The organism is Marinobacter sp. F4206 (assembly GCF_019392195.1).
In the GTDB taxonomy this organism is placed as follows: domain Bacteria; phylum Pseudomonadota; class Gammaproteobacteria; order Pseudomonadales; family Oleiphilaceae; genus Marinobacter.
Map to the genome: position 1 here is coordinate 340706 of NZ_JAHXKI010000002.1, position 23866 is coordinate 364571.

The 23866-nt window shown below is 51.4% G+C and carries 20 protein-coding genes; 2 read left to right on the forward strand and 18 right to left on the reverse strand.

The annotated features are described in order from the left end of the window. Positions 1-237 precede the first annotated feature (237 nt). Together KZO34_RS03860 and KZO34_RS03865 are read left to right on the forward strand one after the other, a co-directional pair. Positions 238-1275 (forward strand): response regulator, encoded by a 1038-nt coding sequence (locus KZO34_RS03860; RefSeq protein WP_219473578.1) that lies wholly within the window; start codon positions 238-240, stop codon positions 1273-1275. 3 nt (positions 1276-1278) lie between these two features. Further along, complete coding sequence (locus tag KZO34_RS03865; protein WP_219473580.1) at positions 1279-2262, forward strand: GGDEF domain-containing protein; 984 nt, start codon at positions 1279-1281, stop codon at positions 2260-2262. Between the two features lie 36 nt (positions 2263-2298). Here KZO34_RS03865 and KZO34_RS03870 read toward each other — a convergent pair whose 3' ends face one another. The 18 genes from KZO34_RS03870 to KZO34_RS03955 form a co-directional block, all read right to left on the reverse strand. Beyond that, positions 2299-2667: a histone-like nucleoid-structuring protein, MvaT/MvaU family gene (locus KZO34_RS03870; RefSeq protein WP_219473582.1), complete on the reverse strand. Its 369-nt coding sequence runs from the start codon at positions 2665-2667 to the stop codon at positions 2299-2301. Positions 2668-2844: 177 nt separating this feature from the next. Beyond that, positions 2845-4107 (reverse strand): Vi polysaccharide biosynthesis UDP-N-acetylglucosamine C-6 dehydrogenase TviB, encoded by a 1263-nt coding sequence (tviB, locus tag KZO34_RS03875; RefSeq protein WP_219477146.1) that lies wholly within the window; start codon positions 4105-4107, stop codon positions 2845-2847. A 76-nt stretch (positions 4108-4183) separates the two neighbouring features. Further along, positions 4184-5236, reverse strand: a complete 1053-nt coding sequence (gene pseI, locus KZO34_RS03880; RefSeq protein WP_219473584.1) for a pseudaminic acid synthase — start codon at positions 5234-5236, stop codon at positions 4184-4186. Positions 5237-5251: 15 nt separating this feature from the next. Further along, positions 5252-5737 (reverse strand): UDP-4-amino-4,6-dideoxy-N-acetyl-beta-L-altrosamine N-acetyltransferase, encoded by a 486-nt coding sequence (gene pseH / locus KZO34_RS03885; protein WP_219477148.1) that lies wholly within the window; start codon positions 5735-5737, stop codon positions 5252-5254. Between the two features lie 23 nt (positions 5738-5760). After that, on the reverse strand, positions 5761-6858 hold the full coding sequence (pseG, locus tag KZO34_RS03890) for a UDP-2,4-diacetamido-2,4,6-trideoxy-beta-L-altropyranose hydrolase (RefSeq protein ID WP_219473586.1): 1098 nt from the start codon (positions 6856-6858) through the stop codon (positions 5761-5763). Continuing rightward, a complete protein-coding gene (gene pseF / locus KZO34_RS03895; protein WP_219473588.1) occupies positions 6848-7552 on the reverse strand; it encodes a pseudaminic acid cytidylyltransferase in 705 nt (234 codons plus the stop codon). The genes pseG and pseF overlap by 11 nt, the downstream gene beginning before the upstream one ends. Further along, positions 7549-8709 (reverse strand): UDP-4-amino-4,6-dideoxy-N-acetyl-beta-L-altrosamine transaminase, encoded by a 1161-nt coding sequence (gene pseC, locus KZO34_RS03900; protein WP_219473589.1) that lies wholly within the window; start codon positions 8707-8709, stop codon positions 7549-7551. The genes pseF and pseC overlap by 4 nt, the downstream gene beginning before the upstream one ends. A gap of 3 nt (positions 8710-8712) precedes the next feature. Beyond that, positions 8713-9711: a UDP-N-acetylglucosamine 4,6-dehydratase (inverting) gene (gene pseB / locus KZO34_RS03905; RefSeq protein ID WP_219473591.1), complete on the reverse strand. Its 999-nt coding sequence runs from the start codon at positions 9709-9711 to the stop codon at positions 8713-8715. A 141-nt stretch (positions 9712-9852) separates the two neighbouring features. Continuing rightward, complete coding sequence (locus tag KZO34_RS03910) at positions 9853-10818, reverse strand: NAD-dependent epimerase/dehydratase family protein (RefSeq protein WP_219473592.1); 966 nt, start codon at positions 10816-10818, stop codon at positions 9853-9855. Then, positions 10811-11995 carry a glycosyltransferase family 4 protein gene (locus KZO34_RS03915; protein WP_219473593.1) on the reverse strand — a complete coding sequence of 395 codons (1185 nt, stop codon included), beginning with the start codon at positions 11993-11995 and terminating at the stop codon, positions 10811-10813. Before KZO34_RS03915 ends, KZO34_RS03910 begins: the two co-directional genes overlap by 8 nt. Continuing rightward, on the reverse strand, positions 11992-13188 hold the full coding sequence (locus KZO34_RS03920; RefSeq protein WP_219473594.1) for a glycosyltransferase family 4 protein: 1197 nt from the start codon (positions 13186-13188) through the stop codon (positions 11992-11994). The genes KZO34_RS03915 and KZO34_RS03920 overlap by 4 nt, the downstream gene beginning before the upstream one ends. 26 nt (positions 13189-13214) lie before the next feature. Continuing rightward, positions 13215-14423 carry a hypothetical protein gene (locus KZO34_RS03925; RefSeq protein ID WP_219473596.1) on the reverse strand — a complete coding sequence of 403 codons (1209 nt, stop codon included), beginning with the start codon at positions 14421-14423 and terminating at the stop codon, positions 13215-13217. Positions 14424-14920: 497 nt separating this feature from the next. Next, positions 14921-15898 (reverse strand): D-glucuronyl C5-epimerase family protein, encoded by a 978-nt coding sequence (locus tag KZO34_RS03930; protein ID WP_219473597.1) that lies wholly within the window; start codon positions 15896-15898, stop codon positions 14921-14923. A gap of 91 nt (positions 15899-15989) precedes the next feature. Continuing rightward, the gene (locus KZO34_RS03935; RefSeq protein ID WP_219473598.1) at positions 15990-17444 is read right to left on the reverse strand and encodes a glycosyltransferase; all 1455 of its coding nucleotides are present in this window, start codon (positions 17442-17444) and stop codon (positions 15990-15992) included. 60 nt (positions 17445-17504) lie between these two features. Continuing rightward, entirely contained in the window at positions 17505-19442 is a 1938-nt protein-coding gene (locus tag KZO34_RS18770; protein WP_219473599.1) for an acyltransferase family protein, read from the reverse strand. Between the two features lie 63 nt (positions 19443-19505). Beyond that, a complete protein-coding gene (locus KZO34_RS03945; RefSeq protein ID WP_219473600.1) occupies positions 19506-20417 on the reverse strand; it encodes a hypothetical protein in 912 nt (303 codons plus the stop codon). Between the two features lie 44 nt (positions 20418-20461). Next, on the reverse strand, positions 20462-22342 hold the full coding sequence (locus tag KZO34_RS03950) for a heparinase II/III domain-containing protein (RefSeq protein WP_219473602.1): 1881 nt from the start codon (positions 22340-22342) through the stop codon (positions 20462-20464). Further along, the gene (locus KZO34_RS03955) at positions 22342-23856 is read right to left on the reverse strand and encodes a polysaccharide pyruvyl transferase family protein (protein ID WP_219473604.1); all 1515 of its coding nucleotides are present in this window, start codon (positions 23854-23856) and stop codon (positions 22342-22344) included. Before KZO34_RS03955 ends, KZO34_RS03950 begins: the two co-directional genes overlap by 1 nt. Positions 23857-23866: the final 10 nt, after the last annotated feature.

Sequence of the window (23866 nt, forward strand, 5' to 3'; positions counted from 1 at the left end):
GCTGGCAGGCGGCTATCCCGAGAACTTCATGTTCTTCTGTTTATTTGCCGCAGATACACTATAACGGAGGCGGCTCGGCCAATAGAGTGAGCCCCGTCACAATCAACACTAACGGGGCCGCCCCAACGCACCAAGCATGATCGCATTCACAAAAAAACATCGTGATGTAGCAAATGTGTACATAAAACAACGGCCTGTTATACTTCGCCGGATAAAACTCTGTCCTTGGCGAACCACATGACCACCCGCATATTAATCTGCGACGATTCCGCACTTGCCAGAAAGCAAATGGCCAGAGCCCTGCCCGGCGGCCTGAACGCAGAAGTCACCTATGCGGGAAACGGCAAAGAAGCGCTTGAGACGTTGCGGGCCCATGAAGCCGAACTGATGTTTCTGGACCTGAACATGCCTGAGATGGACGGTTATCAGGTGCTGGAAACGGTCCGTAAAGAAGACCTTCCGGTACTGACGATCGTCGTCTCGGGCGATATCCAGCCCGAGGCCCGGGAACGGGTTCGAAAGCTGGGCGCTATCGACTTCATCCGCAAGCCCACCGAATCGGGCATTGTACTGTCCCTGCTCAGAGACTATGGCTTCTATAGCCCCAGTGAGGTTGAAGACACCGCCCTGAACGACAGCACACTGAAAACCAACATCAGGAACGCACCGGCCGAACCCGCGCTGTCGATTTCGCTGAACGATTACCTGCAGGAAATTTCCAACGTCGCCATGGGCCGCTCGTCGGACCTGCTGGCGCGCCTGCTCCGCGTGTTTGTGAAGCAACCGATTCCCAAGGTTGCCTTCATAGCCAACTCGGAATTGCACATGGCCATTTCCGCCGCCCAGAATTACGACACCTATTCCGCCGTCTGCCAGGGCTTTACCGGGGCAGGCATTGCTGGCGAGGCGCTGCTGCTGTTTGCCGATGCCAGCTTCCATGAGATGGCGGAGATGCTGCACTACGAAGAACTCGAGGGCGAAGCGGTTAACGTAGAAGTGCTGATGGACATGTCCAGCATCCTGTTCGGCGCGTTCCTCAAGGGTATTGGCGACCAACTGGACCTGAAGCTCGGGCTCGGACACCCCACCGTTCTGGGGCAGCACCGACAGATTACCGAACTTCTTGAACATCACAGTTCCCGTGAGGAACGGCTGCTCTGCATAGAGGTCAGTTATGTTCTGGAGGATCGCGATATCCAATGCGACGTGCTGGTCTTGCTCACCGAGGATTCCGTGCCCTTTCTCGAACAACGTCTTGAATATCTGGTGGACTGATCCATGGCCTTTCAAGAAGTCGAAGCCAATTCGTTTCACTGGTTAATGGATATGCTTGAGTCCGTCGAAGTCGGGCTGGTGGTGCTGGATCTGGATTTCCGGGTTCAGGCCTGGAACGGTTTCATGGAAAACCACAGCGGCATCACCGCCAGCAGAATCCGCGACAAAGTGCTCTTTGATGTCTTCCCGGACATCCCGAAGGCCTGGTTATCCCGCAAGGTGGATGCGGTGGCACTGCTGAACACCCGAGCCTTTACCTCGTGGGAGCAACGCCCTTACCTGTTCAAATTTCGCAATACCCGCCCCATCACCGGCACCGAGGAATACATGTTCCAGAACCTGACCATCAGCCCCCTGTCCGGGCCGTCCGGTGAGGTCGAGAAGGTGTGCCTGATGGTGTACGACGTGACCGACATTGCCAGCAGCAAACGGGCGCTCGAGCGTGCCAACGAGCAGCTGGCCAAACTCAGCATGACCGACCGGCTAACCGGCCTGCTCAATCGCGGTACCTGGGAAAACCTGGTCGACGCCGAGTTCGAGCGCTTTCGACGCTACGGACAGGCCACCTCATTGGTTATGTTCGACATTGATCACTTCAAAAAAGTGAACGACAGCTACGGCCACCTCGCCGGTGACGAGGTTATCAAGCACACGGCTGCCGTAACGAAGAGCGGCCTAAGGCAATCCGACACGTCCGGCCGATACGGTGGCGAAGAGTTCGGGATCATTCTGCCGGAAACCGGCGCAGAAGGCGCGAAGGTGATCTGCGAGAGGATAAGAGAACATATTGAGCAAAGCGTGGTGGAAACCAGCGTCGCGCCGATTCGCTACACCATTAGCATGGGTGTCGCCCAGCTAACCGAAAGCCCGGAGAATTACATGCAATGGATGCAGCAAGCCGATGAGGCCTTATACGAGGCCAAAGAAGCCGGCAGAAATTGTGTGAAAGTTTTTGGTGGCTCAAATAGAAGAAAAGCCCGGCATTAACCGAGCTCTTCTTTTTTTTGAACAATCAAGCTGATCTTAGTTTTCCTGCCAGCTTTGTACGGCTTCCTTACCGTACTTGTCACGCCACTCGTTCAGAGTCTTGTGATTACCGCCACGGGTTTTAACGATTTCCCCAGTGTGCGGATTCTTGTATGTTTTCAGGGGACGCTTCGGGCGGCTACCCGCGACAGAGTCTGCCTTAGCACCAGCAACAGTAGGATCAATGGCTGACAAAATCTGAAGGACATCCTTCGGCGATTTGTCATATTCCTTCATCAACGCACGGACCTTGTTTTCAAACTCCAGTTCACCTTTCAGAGCCTGATCTTCTTCAAGCTTTTCCAGCTCTGCAGCAAGCTTTTCCATAAGCTGTTTTTTCTGGTAGTAATCGTTAATCTTTGCCATGGAAATAAAACCTTGTTCAATTTAGGGCTTTAAAAAAACGGGGAGTTTATGTAAATCGCAATAGATAATAATTAAATTAACAACATTTGGCAAAGTATTTAAAAAAGATCTGAGCGCAAAAAAGCCGAACTCACTGCTCGGCTTAAAAGACTTTTCGAATTCTGGTTCAATTCAGAACTACAACCTCAAGTCGGCTTCACCAAGCGGCAGCACCCCTTTCAAATCAAAAAGTACGCCATTGTCTTTTAAATAAGTGCGCAAAGCCTGCGAGGACTTTTCTGCATATTCCCGATGTGGAACAGCTAAGAGCAATGCGTCATAAATTCCGGTTTCAGGCGTATCAGTAAGCGATACACCATATTCATGTTCCGCTTCATCACTATCAGCCCAGCAATCTGTAATGTCTACCACACAACCAAAATCTTGAAGCTCTTTCACCACATCAATCACGTGCGTATTCCGCAGGTCCGGGCAGTTCTCCTTGAACGTAAAGCCCATAATCAATACGCGAGCGGAGGCCACGGCTTGTCCTGATTTAATCATTGCTTTAACCAGCTCAGCGGCCACGTAAGCACCCATTCCATCGTTTACCCGTCTACCTGCCAATATAATCTCGGGATGATAACCGATCGCCTGGGCTTTATGAGTCAGGTAATAGGGATCCACGCCAATACAATGCCCACCGACGAGCCCCGGCTTGAACGGGAGGAAATTCCACTTGGTACCCGCGGCAGCAAGCACTTCGTGCGTATCGATTTTCAATCGGGCAAAAATCATCGATAGCTCGTTAATCAGCGCGATGTTCAGATCGCGCTGCGTGTTTTCAATAACTTTTGCCGCTTCGGCAACTTTTATGGAACTGGCCTTATGAGTGCCCGCTGTAATGATCCCCGCATAGAGGGTGTCTATTTCATCGGCAATTTCAGGCGTGGAACCCGAGGTCACCTTCTTGATGGTTGTAACACGGTGTTCTCGATCACCCGGATTAATTCGTTCCGGACTGTAACCGGCAAAGAAATCTTTATTGAAGATCAGGCCGGATTCACGCTCCAGAACCGGGACACAAACCTCTTCGGTAGCCCCGGGAAAGACCGTGGATTCGTAAATAACAATATCACCTTTCTTGAGAACTTTACCGACACTTTCGCTTGCACGAATCAGCGGACTCAAGTCCGGCGATTTGTATTCATCAATCGGAGTGGGGACCGTAACGATATATATTTCGCATTCAGCAATCTCTTCAAGGGAGTCGGTGAATGATAGATTCGAGGAGGCCCTTAATTCCTCTCGTGAAACTTCGCGAGTGAAATCCACCCCATCCTTGAGCTCAGCAATCCTCTTGCTATTGATGTCGAACCCCTTAACCCGGCGCTGCTCGCCAAACGCGGCGGCAAGCGGCAGGCCGACATAACCAAGACCAATAACAGCAATATTCTTCATTTTAAGTCCCTTTGCCATGATTACACCTGAACAATGCTTTCCGTCCTCACCCTTTGAACCGGAGCCATCCCAATTCCTACCGGTAATCCGTTTTCGCGACCGGTGAGTGTCGTTCAATATCTCTCGTCGCTACCCTGCCGACAACCTCTTTCAGATACTTGGGAGCCAAACCGTAACCAGGGCGCACACTACGAATGTCGTTTTCCCGGATCATCTGCCCCGATTTGATATCCTGAACAAAATACAGCGAACGGCGGAACTGGGCGTTACCCTGCTCGCTGGACTTCCTTCCATAATCTACCCGGCCCAACGCTTTCCACGCGGTTTTACTATCCCGACATAACGCCGCAAGATCCTCCGGCTCCAATGAGAAACTGTCGTCCGGGCCTCCTCCCTGCCGGTCGAGCGTAAAATGCTTTTCTACAATCGATGCGCCGAGGACGACACTGGCAATGGCTGTGGTGTTATCCAGGGTGTGATCGGACAACCCGGTAACCAACCCAAAACGATCCTGCATATCGACAATAGTACGCAAATTATAGTCCTCCGCCGGAGCCGGGTAACCACTGACACAGTGCAGGATAGCGAGTTGGGTACAGCCAGCATTTCGGGCGGCGTCGACCGCTTCCCGAATCTCCTCCGCGTCGGCCATCCCGGTGGAAATGATCATCGGCTTACCGGTGCGGGCAACGTATTCAATAAGGGGCAAATCTACCGCCTCGAATGAAGCAATCTTATAGGCCGGGGCACCGAGCTCTTCGAGTAAATCGACCGCAGTGGTATCAAACGGTGAGCTGAAAATAGTAATCCCCAGCTTACGGGCGTGATCAAAAAGTGGCTTATGCCATTCCCACGGCATATGCGCTTCTTCATACAATTCATAAAGCGTGCGGCCATCCCATAAGCCACCTTTGATACAGAACTCCTCTGCCTGGGAATCGAGTGTAATCGTGTCCGGGCGATAGGTTTGCAGCTTAACGGCGTCTGCTCCCGCTTTAACCGCTTCCTCGATGATCCTCATTGCCGTTTCAAGTTTGCCGTTATGATTGGCCGACAGTTCCGCAATAATGTACGGGGATTGATTTCCGGAGATCTCCCGCCCATCGATAGTAATCATCGCCTCAGTCATAAATATGTCCACAGGTTACGAATTCGAATTCTGCCACTCTGAAGCAAGAATCCCGAAACAGACAATGTCATGGTATTGCTCACCATCGAAAAACTGGTCCCGGAGTGTGCCTTCAAGTGTAAACCCCAGCGCGCGGTGGAACCTGATCGAACGCTCGTTAAATCCAATGGCCTGGCCACAGAGCTTGTGTAACGACATGGTTCCGAAAGCATGCCGAAGCGCAGCCTGACCCAGTCCGCGCCCTGTCCCACTCCTTGCATTCGGAGCCAGATAAAAGCCCCAGTCGGCGATTGCCGGCCATCGCGTTTCGGAAATATTGACGAAGCCACACGGAATGCCGTCGAGCTCGTATACCAGCAGCGAGACTCCTTGCTCCTTCTGAGCGCGCTCAAACCAGTGCTTGTGCTCTTCCGGAGCAATCTCATGACTGCTGTACATATACCTTCGCACATCCGGATGATTACGCCAGGCAAGAACGCGATCGAGATCCCCGGAAACCATCGGCCTCAATTCACCTGTCGTCACTAGGCCCCTCCAAGCATTTGCGCAACAACCCGCCTGACTCCCTGTCCGTCACACAGAGAAGCGGCTCGATCGCTCATGGCTCGGATATGGGCCGGATCAAGCAACGACCTTACAGCACCGGCCAAGGATTCCGATACATGCGTTCTGTCCCCGACGGCAAGGGCGGCGCCGGTTCTAGCCAGCGCGTCAGTCCCGGGTTTCTGATTGGCGGCCATCACGACCAACAGAGACGGCAAACCAAGGCAGCATCGCTCCCAGGCGGTGCCTCCCGCGGCGCCGATGGCCAAGTCCGCGTCAGACATCAGTGACGCCATATCGCCCACATTCACCATCATCCGGGCGCGCAGACGCATCCGCTGAATCAACTCCGAAATTTCCTCAGCGTGAGGAGCCCCCCTCCCCATCACCACGGTAACGTGACAGGATTTCAGCTCTTGAACTGAATCCAGTGCGCGCAGTACATCGGACGTTATGTTCTCACTATCGACGCCGCCCATGCTCACAAGGATAGTTTGAACTGCTCCGGATCGCCGCCGCGCGATACTTATGGCCCGCTTATCGGCAAATTCAGGTCGCAACAAAGCGTAACGGAGGCCCATCAGTTTCACCGCAGTCTGAGGCAGCAAACCATCGTAATCGCTCTGACTGCGCCCAAGATTCTGATCCAGTAAAACATCACAAACGTGGGGGCGATCGGCAAGATCATCGATCACCAACAATGACTCCACGCTGTCGGCAAGAGCCTGCTCCCACCGGGCATCCAGGGCGTAGTGGTCTACGATAAGCCAGTCGGGCGGAGCATCCTGAATTGCGGCGATGGTGTCGGCGGCATCTGTTTTCCAGTCCGTCCGAAGCCAGCCTTCATGGCCGGTAAGAACTTCGCTATCCGATGGGCCGCGTTCCGGAAGCATCCTGACCTCATGGTCTTTGCTTTTTACCAGGCTCTCGAGGTTCCCGGGCAGGTTTCGCATCACAAAGATACAGCGAGCGTGCTTTGCTTGAAGGACATCGGCAAGCGTCAGGCACCTCATCGCATGGCCGGTACCGATTTCCAGAGACGCATCAACCCGGAAAACGACAACCATTTTACCCGCCATGACTGTTCCGGGCCCTCAACGCTTCAAACATATACTCCGCAGATTCCCAATCCTCTGGGGTATCCACGTCCTGAACGCGATACCGGGGAACGGGTACTGCCACCGAGTCCGGACTGAAGATGACGCGCTCCTCCATCCAGGCATCCGCCGTCCCCCAGTAAAACTGACCGGCATCATGCCACGCCTCCTCAAGATCCTGGGATCGCGTTGCAAATTGTAGGGGATCAACCATCTCCACCCGACCACCTTGTTTCAATCGCAGTGCTCGTTGGATCGGGAAGGCATAACTCGTTACTGAAAATGCAAAGCTGCAGCCGGACTCACGCAAACGCTGCTCTCCCTGCTGAATGTCCTCGACGGCCAGGAAGGGCGCCGTGGCGTATATGCAGCAGGCAAAGTCAACGGGGAAACCCTGGCCGACCAACCAGTCAACCGCATGCCGAATCACGGGAACCGTCCCGGCATAATCGCCAGACAGCGTCGCGGGTCTTCGGAAGGGAACCTCAGCACCATACTCCCGGGCTACGCTTGCGATTTCATCATCATCCGTCGACACAATGATTCGATCAAAACAGCCGCTGAGCTTCGCGGCATCAATGGACCAGGCGATCATGGGCTTGCCAGAAAAATCACGAATGTTCTTTCGGGGTATGCGCTTACTTCCCCCACGGGCAGGAATAATCGCGACCTTCATGCCGCCAGCGCCTTCGTCAGTGCAGCAACCACGGTGTCCTGCTGATCAAACGTCAGGCCGTGGAACATAGGAAGACTGATTGCTTCCCGGTAGTAACGCATGGCCTCCGGAAAATCCTCGGGCGAAAACCCCATGTCAGCGTAATACGGCTGGGTATGTACCGGAATATAGTGCAGATTGACGCCGATCCCCAGCGCTCTCAAGGATTCAAAGACTTGCCGATGGTAAGGGCCGGCGCCAGTGAAATGCAGGCGCACAACGTACAGGTGGAGCCCCGAATAGCTGTCTGGATGCTGAAAAGGTGCTGTCAACGGAAGATCGGCAAGAAGGGTGTCATAGCGTTTCGCCAACTCGTGACGTTTGGCCACAAAACTGTCCAGCCGATCCATCTGGCTGACACCAAGCGCTGCCTGGAGCTCGGTCATCCGGTAATTGAACCCAAGGCCAACCTGCTGGTAATACCAGGGGCCGTCCGGTTCGTGCGTCATTCGGTCTGGATCCCGGGTAATCCCGTGGCTTCGCAAAAGCTCCATACTCGCGGCAAGTTCCGGGTCGTTGGTCACGGCCATACCGCCTTCCGCCGTGGTCACTATTTTGACCGGATGGAAGCTGAAAACTGTGATATCGCTGTAGCGACCGTTCCCGATGAATTCGCCCCGGTATTTCCCACCAATGGCGTGGGAGGCATCTTCAATCACCCGAAAACCATAGTGATCGGCCAGGGATTTGATCGCGGCCATGTCACAGGACTGCCCACATAAATGAACCGCTACCACGACCTTTGGCAACCTACCTTCAGCCTTCGCGCGCTCCAGTTTGCGTTCCAGTGCCCGGGGACAGAGGTTGTAGGTTGCGGGATCGATATCGACAAAATCCACCCTGGCCCCACAGTAAAGACCGCAATTGGCGGATGCCACAAACGTCACAGGCGATGTCCAAAGCCAATCTCCTTCCGACAGCCCCAGAGCCGCGCACGCAATATGCAGGGCCGACGTCGCACTGTTCACTGCCACGCCAAAGCGGGCGCCGACGTGTTCGGCCACTTTTTGTTCAAAGGCCGGAACTTTTGGCCCCTGGGTCAGGAAATCTGACTGAAGAACCTCAACAACCGCATCAATATCCTGCTGGGTAATTTCATGCCGACCGTAGGGAATCATTGATCAAAAACTCCCAATCTTCTCGCGATTCGAATCGATCCAGCTCTGCAACTCCTGGTCCGACATCCACTCTGAATTATTGTCACTGGAGTAGATAAACCCTTCCGGGACTCTTTTGCCGTCCTTGATCCGATTCGCATCCGAACTCCAATCGTGAATCGCCGGCAAAATCTTGAAGTGTTCCGGATACTCGTACGTGTAGTAAGCGTCTTCGGCCCCAATCATCTGTTCGTGCAGCTTCTCACCGGGGCGGATACCGACGATCTCCTGCTTCGCTTCAGGGGCGACCACCCGGGCCAGATCCGTCACCTTCATGGAAGGAATCTTCTTCACATAGATCTCGCCACCTTCCATGTCCTCAAAGGCGTGCCAGACCAGTTCAACACCATCTTCCAGAGAGATCATGAAGCGTGTCATTCGCTCATCGGTAATCGGCAGAACACCTTTCTCCCTGAGCGACATGAAGAACGGAATCACCGACCCTCGAGAACCCATCACGTTCCCGTACCGTACGACGGCGAAGCGGGTATCGTGACTTCCCGCGTAGGAATTGCCAGAAACAAACAGCTTGTCCGAGGCGAGCTTAGTAGCGCCGTATAGATTGATGGGACTGCTTGCCTTGTCGGTGGAGAGAGCGACAACGCGCTTAACGCCCTTATCGATGCAGGCATCAATCAGGTTCATCGCACCATTGATGTTGGTCTTGATGCACTCGAACGGGTTGTACTCGGCAGTCGGAACGATCTTTGTCGCGGCGGCATGCACCACGTAGTCGACACCATCCAGGGCACGATACAGGCGATCCTTGTCACGGACGTCACCGATGAAGAAACGAACCCGATGATCGCCAGAGAATTTCTTGGCCATCTCCCACTGTTTCATCTCATCCCTGGAGAAAATAATGACTCGCCTCGGATTGAATCTCTCGAGGAGCATGGGCACGAAGGTATGGCCGAACGAGCCAGTGCCGCCGGTGACCAGGATGGAGCTGTTGTTAAACATGGATATCGAATCGCCTCAGTTCAGATGTTTCCGAGCCACATGCCCGAGCAATTAGTACTCCCGATGATAAAAGAAAAAAAGGACAAGGTCTTGTGGCCCTGCCCCCGACATCCCAGCTCCCCGTTCACCGGACACTTGTGTTCAAACTCGGTCGCGTTTCCCATCGAAAATTTCAGCCAAAGCCTCACTCATCGATTGGGGGGGAATCCAATCCACCACGTCCCTTGTTTCCTGAATATCAACCTGAAGTGTCCCACACAGTCTTCGTAGCGCAGCGTTTGCGCCAACTATCCGCCCTGCAACTCGCAGGAATACTTCAGGAACCGGGAAAAGAAGCGGACGCTTGTTCATAGACTTTGCCATTTCCCTTAGCAACTCTGTTGTAGACACGTCACGTCCGTCACTCACCAAGAACTTGTGCCTCGGCGCCTTTGGATGTTCGAGACACACACCAATCAGATCGACCAGATTTCCAACAGAGACCAAACTGCGCTTGTTTTTCAGTGCCCCCAAAGGCAGCGGCAATCGCAATCTTACGAGTTTCGCCAAAGCCCTGAAATTCGCTCCAACACCAGGGCCATACACGAGGGGAGGTCTAATGATTATCCATTCCAGATCCGACCCAATTGCCGCTTTCTCCAAAATCGCCTCGGCACACAGTTTTGATTTCGCATAGGGGTCATCTGTAGCTGGCGTATCTCCGGCACGGAAGGGTCTTCCCAACGTGGATTCCTCCCCGTGCACTTTCACGGTACTAAGAAAGACGAAGCGATTTACGTTCCGCCGCACGGCGGCCTGAACCAAGGCATCAGTCGCATCACAATTTACTCGTGTGTACTCACGTGAAAGCTGGGCACTCTCTTTCCCCATAAGGTGCACCAGAGCGGCACAGTGGACAACCGAATCTCCTGGCTCCAGCAACGCCATCCAGTCTTCCTGAGTCATAGCGGTGATATCCGACACCTCTACTCTCTCGCTCCCAACGGGTACACTCTGCTCTGACCGAACGACGCTTTTTACCTTATAGCCCCTCTCCAAGAGGTGTTTGACTACTGCACTGCCAACAAAGCCCGAAGCTCCTGTTACCAAAACGGTCTTCCTAGACATCGCTCTCTACCTTCAAATCAATGATATCGGCCGCCATAGCATTCATGATTTCCGTGCGAGCGTATCGGGATACAAAATCTCGACGGTCGTATGTTTTTAGAGCCAATCGATTAAGGGCCGCTTCAGCCTCATTTGAATTACATGGCGAGAACGTTTCCGCGCCTTTTACCTGATCAGCTATAAAAGACTTCGCGTATCCCTCCACACCGGCAAGGATGGGCTTTCCAGTAGCGGCATACTCGAAGAGCTTTGAAGGCAATACCCGGGAAAAGGCCGGCAAATTGTTTAAATGGAGGAACAAAACGTCAGCTTGAGCGTACTCCGCGGCAAGCTTCGAACGGGGCATTGCGCCGTACAACGTCACAGGTGCGTCCATTCTCTTTATTGCAGCATTTAGCCTTGGCAACGCCCCTCCATCACCGATCACCACGAAGTGCGCACGGTCTCGCAGTTTTACCGCCAACGAAGGAAGGATATGCTCAAGCCCTTGACCATCCCCAATATTTCCCGCGTACAAAATGGTGTACCGTTTTTCAGAGCTTGATTGGCTGCGATCAGGTTCGCTGGGAATGAACCCGAGAAACTCTTCATCAATTCCATTGGTGAAGAATCGATAGTCGGTTCGCGTATACCTAGATTCGAAATACGGTAGAAAGCCTTTTGATACCAGGTTAACTCGACTTGCCTGACCCAACACCCAGCGCTCGGCAAGCCCGAAGACCCATTTCGCAGGCCTCATCCAAGATGAAGTAAATACATCGTCAACCGTCTCGACAAAGATGTCTCGCACGTCCAGATAGAGCTTGGCACGCATACGCTTAGCGACGAATGCCCCGAGGCATGCAGTCATCAATCGTGATGAAGTCGCGACCACGATGTCGTAGTTGTCAGAGGGTAACGAGCGAATTGCTGAAGCAGCAAAGCTTCCGAACGCCCGGGTCTGACCGGAGACGCCATAACGCTGTTCCGGTAATGGGATACGTGTGACCGTATATCGCTGGTCGTTATTCTGACCAAGCTCTGGTTTATGACTACGATAACGATTCGGTTCCGTCGTCACGACATCCAGCTGTATGTCGGATCCCTCTTCCACCAAGGCATCGGCTAAAGCCTTGGCCCTGAACGAGCCGGCACTGAGATCTGGAGGAAAGTAAAAGGTTAGAAACAGAATTCTCACGACAAAACGCGCTCGTACAGCTCGACCAGTGAACCTTCCTGCTCCTCCCAGTTGAGTTGGTTTGCAGCAGTTTCAGCGTTGGAGGAATAGCGCTTTCTCAGGCCAGGATCCTTTACAAGGCGATTAATGGCATCGGCCAAGTCCTCAGAATCGCCTGGTTTTACAAGAACTCCCAAATCATATTTACGTATCACCTGCGCTATTTCGGGAAGCGCCGAAGCCACCACCGGGATACGGGCAACGACGTATTCAAAAAGCTTATTCGAGTCTGTGGTGAAGTGATTTAGACAGGTATTCTCAATCGGTTGCACACCGATATCCGCCGATGCGGTGTAATAAGGCAAATCCTGCAAAGGGACCGTGGGAATAAACTTGACCCGGTCCTCAAGGCCAAGCTCCTTTGTCCGCTGCTCCAACTCATCCGCTTGGCTGCCACCACCAACAAACACGAAATATGCGCCAGGCACATCCTTGGTAACCTCAACCAAGCGTAACAATCCTCGACCCGGTTGCAGGCCGCCCTGATAGAGAACAATTGGCCAATCCTCATCCAGAGACAGCTCCTCACGGATACGATTGCCTCGGCCAACCTTTGTTAACCTGGGACGATTCTGAAGCACGATCGGTCGCTCCATACCATAAGCCCTGGCAAAAAACTTGGCTCGTGCATCCGTGGTGGTGATTGAGCCAGCGGCCCTTGGCATGATCGCTCCTTCGAGACAGGCAACCATTCGGCCAATTTTTCGGTAGCCCTCTCGACCGGAACTTATTTCGTGGGCATCGTAAACCAGCCTGGCTCCGGAGAGACGGGCTGCCAACCAAGAGGTCGGCAAAACGTTCACGTCATGCGCATGGATAACATCTGGCCGTTTGCGCAAAAGGCTAACCAGAACCGCCAGATGCGTAAGTAAGCGGCTTAGCATCAGTGTCAGTAATTGTACCCGACTACGACCAGCAGTGTGTTTCCGGGGCTCGAGTAATCTGAGTCCTTGGATACGTCCATGACGGACCACTTCAACACCGGATGACAGGGACTCTGTTCGAGCCGTATAACCTGGCGCGTGCAGTGCGTGAACGGTAACCCGGTAGCCAGCCCTCGCTAAGGTATCTGCCTCATTTTGTACCCTTGCGTCATTTTGGAATGTATTCCATACAAACATATCAACTTTGGCACTGATGATTCTTCTTCCCATCTCTCTTGTTTCTGACTGACAACTCACTAGCAGACCGCTTCGGTACAACGAGCGAGACGTTCATATATTTCCGGAAGCAGTTCAAGCGCCTGATTGAGCCTTTGCCTCCTGCATTCACGGTCCAACGCATAAGATAGTGCTGCCAACTCCGCGTGGATTGGGTCGACCTCGGCGTTTGTATCCTTTTTCGAAGACTGCTCTTTCAAAGCATTCTCTAGTCTTGACAGCATGCTACGCCTCACGGGCCAGCCTGCACCTAACGGTTCAACCGTCCAACTCCCCAAATGCGTCACCAGAGGCCCTGAGCCATCATCAGGCAACCAAAGTTGGTCCTCTTTGATATCGGGAACAACGAGCGTCAAAGGTAACGAGCGAAGGATACGTTGCAGGTTGCCAAGCAAATTCCCCAAGGCAACTATGCATGCGTCATCAGTAGATGAAGCGGCTGCCGTATACAATTGGTCGCAAACCTGAGGCCCCAGACGTTGCCAAAGCATTGGTTGCGACCGTTCGAATCGATAAACGATATCCCGTGGTAAGCGGAGTGACATAAGGCGACGGCGGACTTCCAGCTCTGCCGACCTGAAAGACCGGACTGACGGGTAACTTCCGCTGGGAAGTCTGTAAAGCAGACAGGAAAACTTCTGGATGACTGTAGTTCCCAAAAACTCAGGGGCGGGCAAATCTGTAATTGCCTCACTGACCAAAGAGGCTTCATGCAGTCCTTGCCCTTTCCTTCTAGACCCGTATATTTTCAGGAGATAACCTTCACCGTCGCTTACAAACCTTAGTCCTGCCACATCCTGAATACCGGTTTGATGCCAGGTGATTCGCTGCAGAGCGTCAGCTCCATCAACCAGTTCACGATACACCGCTGACGCAACCGCCTCTCGTTTTTCCCTTGCTATGAGAGGCCAGATGGTTTTCTCCGGCTTCGTTGCCGGCATCAGTACCTTCCCGTGAAAAAACAACGCATCAACCTTAGTCTTTTGCTTTTGAAGCCAAGCCAGATCTTTGACCAGACTGACAACACGATTTGTCATTTGCCTCAGCAACAAAATGGCTACGATCGCCACAATCAGACCTGGCGGAGAACCCACGATAAAATCTGCCACCAAAAACCCAAACGCGATAAAGAAACCAACGCCCCCTGCGACCTTCAACGTCTGGTTCAGCCGGGCGTTCAGCTTCTCTTTAAATCCAGAACTTATGAAGCTCAAGCCGAGTAGCAGCATCGCCACTATCATTCCGTGGAGGGAAATGACTATAGCTACCCCCGGATACAGCCAAACCATTGTTGCCAGGGATATGAGTATGAAACATAAACTGGCCAAAGCACGTGTGTATCTCTGGTACGCACTCCCGGCCACCTCGTCCTGATTCTGGAAAAGAATGACTTTCCTACTCCTGGCAAGTAAGCGGACTGTTCCGCTACCAGTGACCCAATCAATGGCTCGCTCGGCCAAGAGATGTAGGAGGAAGAACGCAACAGTGGCTCCGCTCAAAGATACAATCAGGAAATCACGATCAACGCTCGACCAAGAGGCCGGAAAATAACGGGGAATTCCCTCAGAGCCTAGAAGAATGACAACTTTTAAAGGCAGAAAAAATGCCAGTAAAGAAGTTAACTGAGAACTCAGGGTGAGCAATACAACCCAAGACGTCTGCCACGGCACAACCCTGAAGAATTTATTCCCGAGCGATAGACACCATCGAATGAACGGCATAAGACTCATTTACCGAGGACGCTCTTCAAGCGGGCTTTGAGCTTGGCTTTGAACCCCCGATTAACTGAAGCCACGGGCCGCTCAATAGTTTCAGGACCGGCGACGTCACTTTTCTTACCAGAACCCATTTCGTACATTCCCGCCGTAGCACCCGAGGTGTCAGATTCCTTCCAGCGATCGAGAATCTCTCTGACTACCGGCGGGCAATCCGGAGTAAACAGTTGCTCAAGCTGAACACACTGAATCTGGTGATAATGTTTTGAGCATGGTTTCCCAAATATGTTGTATGCAGACCAATTCCCCATATCAAACCTGGGCAACATTGCTTCCACCGCCGAAAGCCCCTTATCCAGCAGATCATCAGCAAGTTGGCTATTGAACCTGTGTGAATACTCATGCAAACCCAGCAGCGCAAACAGCATCCCGTTCAGAACGAACGGTTTCTCGCCACCCTCACTGGCAAACTTCAAGTACCACCAGCTGTCGTCACTAAGCTTCTCAGTAAAGCCTCCCTCTTCCGTTTGAATACAGTAACCTCGAACAGCCCCGTCGGCCACCTGGAGATACTTCCGGTCACCGGTTGCATCAAACGCCCGAATCAGCAACAAAATAGCCTGCCCTTGCGCATGCCCCGATCTCCAGCCTGCGCTCATTTTGTTTTTGAAGGGATAGTTATACTTCCACAGGACAGCATCCGCTTGGGTAACAGCATTTTCTACAAGCCAGTCAGCACAATTAATCATGCCTTCAAGGTTGGACACTTGAGGTTCTGAACCGTTAGATGTTCTCAGGTCACGGCCCTCTGACCAAGAGTATGACAGCAGCACAGGTGATTGCGACGGATTCTCCTTGTTCCAGTAATCTAACCCCTTGTCCGCCACTGCAACTATTGATCTTTGATGACCTACAAGCTCCCCTTCTCTTTTTCCATAATCACTTAACGGAATGCCCTTATCATCCAAATTTACTGTTGCTGCGACCATATATTCCCCTCATAAAGTAATTACACGCGGCCGGAACTCGAGAAACAGGGTAAGATCAGCGTCTTACAAGCGCCCACCACATACATGGAAATCAATCGAGGCCCATGTAGATGGTTTTGAGTTCCGCGGCTCTTGTCGCCCAGGTAGGAATCGAATCGATGGGAGTCACTTCCCGCGAAAAAAGTTCGTCCAACCGATCAAGGTTGTCGAAGTCAACTACTGAAAAGCCGCCATCCAAGCTACCCTCCAGGGCTTCGGCAAGAGACTCGCTCACCATGAGTGGTCGCCCCTCAGCCACCACCTCAAAAGGCTTAATTGCGGGGACCAGACGAGTCAGCAGGTCTGCCTTCCGAGGCAAAGCAACTAGGTCCATCAGCTGATAACAGGCAGAAACCTCATGCCGTTCTACCCTCCCCGCAAAAATGACGTACTCCGCAACGCCAAGCTCAGCTGAAAGGCTCCTGAGCTTTCCCTCGTGTTTACCGCTGCCGACCAGCAACAGCGTCGGACGCGCATGTGAGGGAGTCCGAGCCAAAGATTCGATTAAAAGATCCAGACCCTCGTATTCAACCAACGAGCCGAGATAGCCGATCACGCGTCCATTCTCTGGCAAAGCAAACCTTGATCGCAGGTTTTCAACCGAAGTTTCTGAAAATTCTTCTACGTCAGTAACATAGGTCGCATTGCCTACTACGGAGATTTTGCTCTCAGGAACCCCCTTACCCGCCAACCATCTCTTCAAGGCCTCCGAAATAGTCACGACCTTGTCCACGTAAAAGCACGCAGCGATTTCTCGTTTCTCGCAATAATGATAGTGCTCTGATTGCCGATAGTTGGGCTGGGAAAAAGCTCGGGTTACATGCCATAAACCCCGAACCTCATAGACTGAGGTAATGCCGAGCAATGCACCCGCTTTGGCGGCAGCGAAGCCGTTCAGATAATTCGAAGCTGCATGGATGACCGAAGCCCTGCGATCGCTTGCAGCTTCGGCCAGCAATCGCCCATACACCTCGATATACTCAGAATCCGGGGTCCGCAGAGACACTCCGGCGTTAGGCCAGAACTGGAACTCTACACCCTGATAAGTTGTGTAACGAATCCGACGTTCCGTTTTGTGGGCAGGTAAATCCCACGGGTAGCCAGGCCTTACTACCGCGTTGACCCCAATACCCAATGCCTCGAGCCCTTGAGCCAAGGCAGTGGAACGTGAGGCGTATCCGGAGGGATCGAAAGCTCCGCAGCTATGAAAGGCCAGCATCACACAGCCATTAAATGGCTCCCGTCTTCCGTTTTCCTTTGAAATAGGATCATCCTTGGACACCAAAAAATCACGCATGTCCGCGATTTTCCGCTCCTGCTGCCTGACTCGCCCGCCGGTAAATCGCCACTTTCTCAATATCCGAAGACTCCCGGTAAGATCGCCCTGGGAATAAGCTTTAAGAAATGAAAAGGGAAAGGTCTGCGAAAGAACATTAAACCCCATTGCCAAAAAAGGGCGCACTTTCCCACCTTTCACGAAGAAAAGGTATTCTCTCAGCAGCCTCATACAATCACCGGATAAACACAAGCCAACCGGCGACAGGGAACCGGATCATTTCCAACGCCTCTAGCCATCAGCCTTCCTATATAAGTGCAAACCTTGGCCCTGCTCGATAGCCAAGCGCCCTAGCTTCTCGGAACCCCTCATACTTAGGTGGCCGGAATCATAATAAACGGGAACACCTTCCAGATACCCTGAACAAACCTTTCCTTGACAAAGCATATCCCTGACACTAATCGTGTTTACGTTATCAATCTTCTGAGCAAGATTTACAATAAACTCGTTAACCTCATAGTCACCGTCATTCTCGGTCATGGCGGCGTTCATGCAATCCATAAATGGAATTTTCAGAGCTTTATATTCGCAAAATCTATCGAAACTCGGTATTACCGGAATTTTTAGCGCAACAATTACTGACTCAGCATTATCACTGAGGTACTTAATAGTCTTCTCAACCTCCTGGTAAAAACCATCCTTCCGATATGCAGTCCAACTTGCAGCTACAATAACCGTTTTATATTTTTTTACTTCGGCCATCATAGCCTCATTAAAAGCTGAGCAAGTTTGACGATTTCTTTTTGCATAGAATCCAGAGTTTTCAAGCAGAGGAGGGCACGCCGAATGCGCAATATTTCTCATCGGCACCTTTAGTTCATCGGCTATTGCCTTAAAGTATCCTACATAGTGTGATGCATTAGAATCGCCGAATATCAAAGTATCAGGCTTAGCTCCTTCCGGGCCAATAACACACTTGGGATCATCCATCAGTTCCCGTCTGAAGTCGGGTCTTTGACAAACATAGGGGAAACGAGGTGCCGATATTGTTGCTTCCTCAAGTCCACTCAAAGCCGTCTGGTATCCGCTCGGCGAAACCGGATCAACCATACCTTCCGAGGCGTAAATAAGTGCCCCTAGTGACAAGGAGGCCAGACTTGCTCCTCCCACCATTACCGAAGCGCGCTTCAATTTTTCTGGACGCCTGAACGGCGTTTCAATCAGGTAGTATGAAACAAGTGTCCCCAATACGATAACAGCAGCGCAGATGAGTCCCGACCATAAGCCAAGTTCACCATAGGCATAGCGATAAAATGCCAGCACTGGCCAATGCCACAAATAGAGAGAGAATGAGATCTTCCCAATGAACCGAACCGGCCCAAGTGATAGGGCAAAACTTACTGGATTACCGGCGAATGCCCCACCAAAAATCAAGAGGGCTGTCGCTATGGTCGGCAGCAGAGACGCAATGCCCGGAAAACCGATATCGCGAGTAATTGTCATCAAGGAAATCACCAACAACCCCGCGCCGACAACAGAAGCCACGACACTAAACTGGCGACCGAGGTCAATTCGACTGTTACTTAACGCGAGAAACGTCAACGCACCAAAGAGCAACTCGCCAGCACGGGTTGGGAGCATGTAATAGGCGAAAGCAGGATATTCCTTAACCGACCACGCGCTTAGCGCGAATGAGATCAGGGTCAACCCAACCGCTGACAGGATGATGCCGCGCTTCCCGTCTATCCTGAAAGCAAAAAAGATGATTGCCGGCCAAAGAAGATAAAACTGTTCCTCTACCCCCAAAGACCACATATGAAGCAAAGGTTCGAATTCAGAGGAAGCCGCAAAGTAGCTGGTATCCAAGAACAGCCAGAAGTAGACGTTGGCAGCCATAAAGATTGATGCGACCGATGAATAAGTCAGATCCAAAAGATCATCAGGCAACATCACCAGCCAGCCAAACACTAGCGTACAAACCACCACAAATGTTGTGGCAGGCAAAATCCTCCGAAACCGCCTGAGATAAAACTCCTGAAAAGAAAAGGAGTCGTCCTGAAGCGTCTTGAATATAATCCCGGTTATTAGAAACCCTGAAATGACAAAAAATATATCGACACCAATAAAACCACCAGGAACCCAATCCTTGTTAAAGTGGTAAAGGACTACTGATAAGACTGCGATTGCACGCAGGCCATCAATATCTAAGCGGTATTTGAGATGCTTCACTTTTTCTCCTGGTTATACCTTGAAACCGTTAACCCCTTCCTAAGATCTTAAACATCAGAATCCCTAGCCAAAACTCACACTGAACCCGGAGTTAGTACTCTCAAAAACTGACAGCTCCTGCCTAAGAAGGTTTTTGGCCTCGACGATAAATTGATTGTCTACCGACCTATCCCCTTTATACTTATTATCAAAATTCCTGCTTCTGAAGTCTGTGCACATAAAACTTCGAGCAGACTCTCTAGTGAGAATCGACTTAAGATTCTCAATTACTTCATCCTCATGCCCGGAAATTTCTTCAAACTTTATAACAAGGTCAAAAGTCTTCCCTATTGCCTTTCGATAAAACTCCTTAACGAAGCTCACATTTTTTCTTAGATATTCCTGATCATCTGAGTCCGGAGATATAAATTCCCGATAGCTATTTTTCCTAAAAGTGCGAGACATAACTATATCAACTGGATCACGCAATAGCAGGACATTCCTTTTCTTCCCTCTATACAGGTCACTCATTTTCCAGCCACTCATATGTGATGAGTTCACAATTGGAATATAAAGAGAATTTAAATCTATATCACTCAAATTTAATAGGTGGATAGCGTTTAAGGCTACATCCCGTTCTGTACCCTTGAGACGTGAGACAATGGAACTCACCGGCTTGGCGAACTTTACCTCCCCGCATGGCTGTACCAGTCCCTTTTTCAAAAGCAGGTCCTGAACCCAATGCGATCCACTTCCCCCAGCGCTATGGAGGAAAATAATTTCTGCGTCGTTCGAAACTCTTTGCTCACTGACCGAAAAAAGAACCTTGTAGAAATTCGTCCTGCTAGATATATTCGCTAACTCTTGCAACCTTGGCAGATGAGTGCGAACCTTCGAAGCTGCTCTTTTTTCAGAGGGTGTCTCACCCGGAAGCTCTGGCGAACCCAAGCACTTTTCAAAATAATTAACCAAGTCAGTCTGCCACTGCGTTTTCACCGATACACTCCAAATAAATCAAGACAGCTTAAGTGGTAATAGCGCTAGCCTTTGATTGATAAGTTCATGCCATGCTTGGCGCTGGCTGAAAAGGATAAAGACTGCTCCTCCTTGCCATCCCGCCAGACTAAAACTTCCGATATGGTCTCGTCTCTATCGTTGCTTTCAGCTTTGCTTACCTCCGCATTGGAGGAGAAAGTAAACAAAGTCTTAAATCGGCCTCGGCTCTGTCCTCGCATTGCATACTGAAAGGCTGGAGATGGCTTGACCTCGCCATCGGACTCTGAGATCCAACCTCTCAATTCAGGGCTTTCATCCCCGAGGAACAAAGCCCCATCAACCGGACTTTCACTCGCCGATAGCACTGTCAATCGGGGGTCCATTTCGCACTCTGATTTATTGAGATAGATTGTAAACTCTTTATCGTTTTTGACTACAGAGTGCAGAGGAGACACGTTGAAACATTGTCGAACATCGTGGCTATGCCCCTTGATATCCGAAAAGTTATCAACGACCCATAACCAGTAACCTGGTTTAAAGATGAGGAAGCGGTCATAGCGGATGCTGTCAAATTCTTTGCATCGCGACCAACAAAAATACACGCCTGACGACTCACCGAAGCTTTCAATCGCGCTTCCAAACGGTTTGACGCCTCTTCTTTTGAAGTTGCGGCCATCGAATTCCAGTGTGTTGTGAGCACGAGTTGATTCACAATAGATTCGGTTTTCGTCTGAGTACCAAAATCCGTCAAGCCAGAGCCTAGACAGCCTTTTGGTCTTACCGATGTACCCATAACGGCCCGCATCAGTCAGAATTGGTACACCTCGGTCAAACCAAACAAAATTCAAATCGTCGGCATGCTTATGCGTTCGGGAATGAAAAGCCGCTGCATGTGCCAGATAACTGGATTGATTTTCCGCTAAAGATGCATTTGTAGTGTTGGCCCTAACAATCCAATAGCCTGATTTGTCGAAACCTCCGACTGGTGAATCGAAAAATTCCCCAGCTTGTCCTGAACTTGCAACAAACTGCATTTCGGGGGTCCGCCACTTTGTGCGCGCTTCCTCCACTGGCCGTCGCATGTCACGACTCGGAGAATCACCAAAGTTAACAAGAATGCCGTCTGGGTATACAAACCACGCAAGGACCTGCTCGATCCTTAAGGCACGTTCCGTAAGTTCAGGATCCGTTACCAACCCGGCATCCAACAAACCTTTTAGCGTTTCATACACCATCCGGTGATAGTCAGGTGAATGCTCTTTATGGACGCCCTCCTCAGTAAAGTGAAGCGCTAGTATTCGATGTAACCGATCAAGCCCTAAACGATAGGCTTCGGAGAGTTCCTTTGAAACGCTTGCAAACCTTCTCCCCAATGCCAACTGCCCGGCAATCTGGTAATAGCCGTGATTGTTTTGATAGGTGATGTTCTTTTCAGCTGCCAAATGTCGAGCATGTTTCAACATACATCGCCAAAGCAGCCTTAGCTGTGACCTATTTAATAGGCGCTTGTTATGGGCAGCATCGATGAGGTACGCCAAACGATAAGCACGCATACCCACCGCCATGTCATACCAGGAAAACTCGGAGACAGAACGAGTTTTCTGGTGGAGTTCAGCCCATTCCAGAGCTACCTCAAGGCAGGGTGTGAGAAAATGATCTTCGCCTGTTTCGGAATAGGCTGCCAAAGGGACATCCAGCATATTCCAGCAATGTAACGCACAAGCCCAAGAACGTGATTTGGGGTCCGAGATAGTCCAGTCGATCGAGTCGTGTCCAACTCGAACCGGCACGTTCTTCCCTACTGACCACCCAGTCTTCAGAATCCGGCGAGCGTTATCGACACAGCGCTGTGTGCTGATATTAGTGATTCGCTCGTAAGGATAAAATTCTCGACCCGCCAGCCGAGGAACTCCGAAACCAAACATTACCCCGATCCTTTCCCGATAAGATTTGCTAGAAGGCGGCGTATCCTGCCAGAAGAAATGTCCTTCTTTAAAAGGCGGGCATTTTCACGGGCAAGCGTCTCAACCCTTGCTGACAGTTTCTTCTCTCGTTCTTTCACACGCTCATAGGCTTCTTTTCGAGCGGCAACGACTTCCTTGTGCCTCGTGTTTCGGGAACGTAACGCCGTTTCAACTTTCTTGCGCTCGGATGCCGAAACAACCTCTGGCCACCAAGGCTGATATTGAACCGCTTCACTGCTAGACATAAACGGGGCTGGATCATTTGTTTCAGTCGTCAATTGCCTCAGCCACTCGACCGTTTCGGACTTCCGTTTTTCAATTTCCGGATGTAGGGAGGGGTAATCATCGATCGCCAAAAAAATGGCATTAACAATCTTATCCCGCTCGGCATCCATCAAACGGCCACCTAGCTCAAAACAGAATTGCTCCCGGCCAAGGTACTCGTATAAGCCGGGCATTTTGTGTCCATGCTCGGGAAAATAGGCGGTCACCGAGGGTGTTCCCGCCACATACCCAAGGATGGCAGCATGGAACCTCGACGTGTAGATGCAGTCGCAAGCGGACAATTCTCTAAGGTAATCTGATACCGATACAGGGCGATACAGACTAACCCTGGAGTCACCAAATTCTCCGCTTAATACGGCGTATAGCCCCTGCGTCAGATCTACATCCGCGTTGGACTGCATAAACAATCGGACGGTGAAACTCTGATCAGAAAGCAACTGCCGAAGAACAGCAAGGGTAGATTGGAATGAAGGTGATTCGGAGTATCCAGAGGCTGCGTAGCGCTCTGCCGCCTGTTTTGTTTCCAGTTCGCCCACTCTCAAGCCAGCGCTATCAGGGCGAACAGTCACAGCCAAGACCTTTTGGTGCTTTTGGCGTGACCGCTGCTTATCAGACCGCAAAAAGAACGCCATATCCGTAAAGACAGGAGCATCCGCCAGTAATCCCTGTGAGGCTAAAATCTCGGCGGACCGCGCGTCCCTCGCAGCAACTTCGGGGCCTTCACCCAAAACGTTGTGCATGAAGTCAACCGAATCCTTCGTTTCAAAAGGCCCAAAGCTCGAAGGAACAACAGCGCATCGCAGTCCCGACGCCGATGCCGCAATTATCGGCAAGGATCGCCAGAAAAGGTTATGCCAGTTTTCATTGTGATGATAAGAGAAGAAGTGCTCGCCACCATTGACCAATACCAGATCGAACCCCTCAACCCCACAGTCAGAAATAAAAGCCTCAGGGGAAGCAAGATACTTTATGGCTTCAGTTGCTGAACTGAAGACAGATTGAAATTCGCATTCAGGGAATTCCGAAAAACTCTCCCTGCCACCCAGTTCCTCCCCGGTGCTGTTCAAAAAGAAAACCCTTAACCTTAGGGAATCGCCAAACGCGCGACGCAAATACTCCACGAGCCCGGCATTGATCGCAACATCTCCAATGTTGCTAGAATAGTGTCCGTAAAACAGCGCCACCTTCATTGGTCGGCCC

Bases quoted from the DNA above. Each gene is read 5' to 3' on its own strand.
- KZO34_RS03860 (WP_219473578.1), top strand. From the start codon at position 238: ATGACCACCCGCATATTAATCTGCGACGATTCCGCACTTGCCAGAAAG.
- KZO34_RS03865 (WP_219473580.1), top strand. From the start codon at position 1,279: ATGGCCTTTCAAGAAGTCGAAGCCAATTCGTTTCACTGGTTAATGGAT.
- KZO34_RS03870 (WP_219473582.1), bottom strand. From the start codon at position 2,667: ATGGCAAAGATTAACGATTACTACCAGAAAAAACAGCTTATGGAAAAG.
- tviB (WP_219477146.1), bottom strand. From the start codon at position 4,107: ATGAAGAATATTGCTGTTATTGGTCTTGGTTATGTCGGCCTGCCGCTT.
- pseI (WP_219473584.1), bottom strand. From the start codon at position 5,236: ATGACTGAGGCGATGATTACTATCGATGGGCGGGAGATCTCCGGAAAT.
- pseH (WP_219477148.1), bottom strand. From the start codon at position 5,737: ATGGTTTCCGGGGATCTCGATCGCGTTCTTGCCTGGCGTAATCATCCG.
- pseG (WP_219473586.1), bottom strand. From the start codon at position 6,858: ATGGCGGGTAAAATGGTTGTCGTTTTCCGGGTTGATGCGTCTCTGGAA.
- pseF (WP_219473588.1), bottom strand. From the start codon at position 7,552: ATGAAGGTCGCGATTATTCCTGCCCGTGGGGGAAGTAAGCGCATACCC.
- pseC (WP_219473589.1), bottom strand. From the start codon at position 8,709: ATGATTCCCTACGGTCGGCATGAAATTACCCAGCAGGATATTGATGCG.
- pseB (WP_219473591.1), bottom strand. From the start codon at position 9,711: ATGTTTAACAACAGCTCCATCCTGGTCACCGGCGGCACTGGCTCGTTC.
- KZO34_RS03910 (WP_219473592.1), bottom strand. From the start codon at position 10,818: ATGTCTAGGAAGACCGTTTTGGTAACAGGAGCTTCGGGCTTTGTTGGC.
- KZO34_RS03920 (WP_219473594.1), bottom strand. From the start codon at position 13,188: ATGGGAAGAAGAATCATCAGTGCCAAAGTTGATATGTTTGTATGGAAT.
- KZO34_RS03925 (WP_219473596.1), bottom strand. From the start codon at position 14,423: ATGCTGCTACTCGGCTTGAGCTTCATAAGTTCTGGATTTAAAGAGAAG.
- KZO34_RS03930 (WP_219473597.1), bottom strand. From the start codon at position 15,898: ATGGTCGCAGCAACAGTAAATTTGGATGATAAGGGCATTCCGTTAAGT.
- KZO34_RS03935 (WP_219473598.1), bottom strand. From the start codon at position 17,444: ATGAGGCTGCTGAGAGAATACCTTTTCTTCGTGAAAGGTGGGAAAGTG.
- KZO34_RS03950 (WP_219473602.1), bottom strand. From the start codon at position 22,342: ATGTTTGGTTTCGGAGTTCCTCGGCTGGCGGGTCGAGAATTTTATCCT.
- KZO34_RS03955 (WP_219473604.1), bottom strand. From the start codon at position 23,856: ATGAAGGTGGCGCTGTTTTACGGACACTATTCTAGCAACATTGGAGAT.